Origin of the sequence: Vulcanococcus sp. (genome assembly GCF_044369115.1) — a bacterium.
Lineage (GTDB): Bacteria > Cyanobacteriota > Cyanobacteriia > PCC-6307 > Cyanobiaceae > Vulcanococcus.
The window spans coordinates 1-2,774 of record NZ_JBIPMN010000244.1 but is presented as its reverse complement, the minus strand read 5'-3'; the positions used below and the strand labels follow the sequence as shown (position 1 = coordinate 2,774).

Genomic DNA, 2,774 nt, shown 5'->3' with positions numbered 1-2,774 from the left:
CTGTGCCAGACTAAGAATGCAACGGCTTGAGGATTGAGCACCGCTCTCCTATCCGTTGCGATCTTAGGGCCTTGTTGTATCTATGTGTTTTAGTGTCTTCATGGTTTGACTCTTCGTTATTCTTCGTTTCTCGGCCGCACTCAGAGGCTTATTTGGTTCTGGAGCCGAATCGTCTCGACAAGCAGTGCTGGAAGGATCTCTGGGGTTATCGAGAGCTCTTTGCGATTCTCGCCTGGCGCGACATCGCCGGTCGCTACAAGCCGAGCTTTCTCGGTTTGGCCTAGGCGCTGATCTGACAATTCCCGCGATGCTTCATTGCGGTGATCTTTGGGCTTCTGGGCTAAAATGTGTGGCGCCTGAGTGGAGATCGAGCCCAATCCCCACGGAACAATTTTTCTACTGCTTGTTGAGTTGAGCTGGATGCAGGAACTAACTGACATGGCCATGCCTGATGAGTTCAGCCTGCGCCGCGACCTGTGCCGCCTCTGGAACCTCTTCTCGCGGCGGCGGCTGTTGCAGCTGCTGCTGGTGGTGGGGCTGCTGCTGGCCAGCTCGCTGGCGGAGATGCTGAGCCTGGGGGCGGTGGTGCCGTTTCTGGGGGTGCTGGCCGAACCAGAGCGCATTTGGGGTACGGGCAAGGTGCAGGCGCTGGCCGCCTGGTTCGGCTGGGCTGGGCCGACGGATCTGGTGTTGCCTGCGTGTGTGGCCTTTGCCAGTGCGGCGCTGCTGGCCGGGGTGGTGCGACTGCTGGCGCTGCGGGCCTCGATAGCCCTAGCCAATGCGATCGGCTCGGATCTGAGCATCGAGATGTATCGCCGCACGCTGTATCAGTCCTATGCGGTGCACTTGAAGCGCAACAGCAGCGACACGATCAGTGCTGTGGCCACCGAGGTGGATCAAGTGGTGTTCATGCTCAATGGCCTGCTGCAGCTGCTCAGCGGCGGGCTGGTGAGCCTGGCGCTCGTGGCCGTGCTGCTCTCCCTCAATCCCGGAGTGAGCCTGGCCTTAGCGCTGGTGGTGGGCGGTGGCTACGGGTTGATGCTGGCCAGCAGCCGGCGGCAGCTGCGCCGGCTGGGGCAGGCGATCGTGGCCGACCAGAGCCAGCGCATCCGCAGCTTGCAGGAGGGGTTGGGTGCGATCCGCGATGTGATCCTCAATGGCAGCCAGCCCAATTACACGAGCGCTTACAGCCAGGCCGACCGAAGCCTGCGTCGGCAACTTGGCGAGGGACAGTTTCTGGCACTGGCACCCCGCTACGCCATGGAGGCCATTGGCCTGACGGCGATCGCCTTGGCGGCGCTGGTGCTGGCGAACGGTCGTGCGGGTTTTCTCGGGGCGCTACCGGTGCTGGGGGGCCTGGCGCTGGGTGCCCAGCGCTTGCTGCCGACCTTGCAGCTGATCTATGGCAGCTGGAGTGGCTTGCGGCTGAACCAGCCCGCGCTGCACTCGGTGCTGGGGTATCTGGAGCAACCAATCGCCCCTGAGGATCTGGCTCCACCGCCATCGCCGCTGCCGTTGAGGCACAGCCTGGAGTTGCGGAGCGTGAGCTTCCGCTACGGCTTGGAGCTGCCCTGGGTGCTGCGCGATGTGCATCTCACCATCCGCCGCGGCGAGCGGCTGGGAATCGTGGGCCACACCGGCAGCGGCAAGACCACATTGGTGGACCTGCTGATGGGCCTTTTGGAACCCACGCAGGGGGTGCTCCTGCTCGATGGTGAGCCTCTGCGCGGCGAGCGCTTGCGACGCTGGCGCAGCAGTATTGCTCATGTGCCCCAGAGCATCTTTCTCACGGATGCCTCGATCGCCGAAAATATTGCCTTTGGCGTGTCGGCGGGGCAGCTCCACAGGGAGCAGGTGAAAAGTGCGGCCGATCAGGCGCAGATTGCCGACTTCATCGAGAGTCTGCCGCTCGGTTACGACACGCCTGTGGGCGAGCGTGGGGTGCGGCTTAGCGGCGGCCAGCTACAGCGGATTGGCATCGCCCGGGCGCTTTATCGCGGCGCTCAGGTTTTAGTCCTCGACGAGGCCACAAGTGCTCTCGATCATGCTACAGAAAAGGAAGTGATGAGTGCGATTGCAGGTTCAAGTAGAGGGCTTACGGTGGTGATGATTGCGCATAGGTTAAGCACCCTGTCCGACTGCGATCGGCTGGTCGAAATAAATAGTAAATCGGTGAGTGGTATTCAGTCTTCCTGTCGCTCATCTAAGAGCGCTCTGGATTAGTGGAGCGCCTAAATATGTGGTCAAGCATTCCTCCGGTAGCCATTGTCTTGGCTCGCAATCCTGGGCTGAATTGCTATGGGTGAATTGGCCTGCAGCAACCCGGAAGGGGAGTGGTCAAGGAACTTTTGGAGGTGGTGCTGCCTTGGTGGCTATTGATGGTCTCACTCCGAATGTATGGGGTGAAGTTCTCGTAAAGCTCCTTGTAGAAGCCCAATCTTTCGCCACTCTAATTGCCGCGCCTCTGGATTTATGTGGTTGTTATAAGATCTTTAAGCGCTGCGTGAAAGCCCGTTGCTATGAGAATCCTGCTCATCGCTGATCCCCATATCCCAGTTCCTCCCAGTTACTATGGTGGTGCCGAGCGCGTTGCGGCCCTTTATGCTCAGGAATTTCAGCGTCTCGGGCACACAGTGCATTTATTGGCGGGCCCTGGGTCTCATGGCTATGGGGGGAGGCTGCGCATCCACCGTTCGCCAACTCTCGCTTATCACAGCAGGGCTCGCCGCAAGATTCAGTTTCAGGTTCAGAGCCTGTGGGCGACTCGTGATTGC

Annotated in this window: 2 protein-coding genes; both read left to right on the top strand. The window is 60.4% G+C overall.

The genetic code is table 11. From position 1 onward, the window contains the following. The first annotated feature begins 152 nt into the window (after positions 1 to 152). Positions 153 to 284 (top strand): hypothetical protein, encoded by a 132-nt coding sequence (locus ACIQ2E_RS13935; protein WP_398331796.1) that lies wholly within the window; start codon positions 153 to 155, stop codon positions 282 to 284. Between the two features lie 136 nt (positions 285 to 420). Continuing rightward, the gene (locus ACIQ2E_RS13930; protein ID WP_398331793.1) at positions 421 to 2,223 is read left to right on the top strand and encodes an ABC transporter ATP-binding protein; all 1,803 of its coding nucleotides are present in this window, start codon (positions 421 to 423) and stop codon (positions 2,221 to 2,223) included. Positions 2,224 to 2,774: the final 551 nt, after the last annotated feature.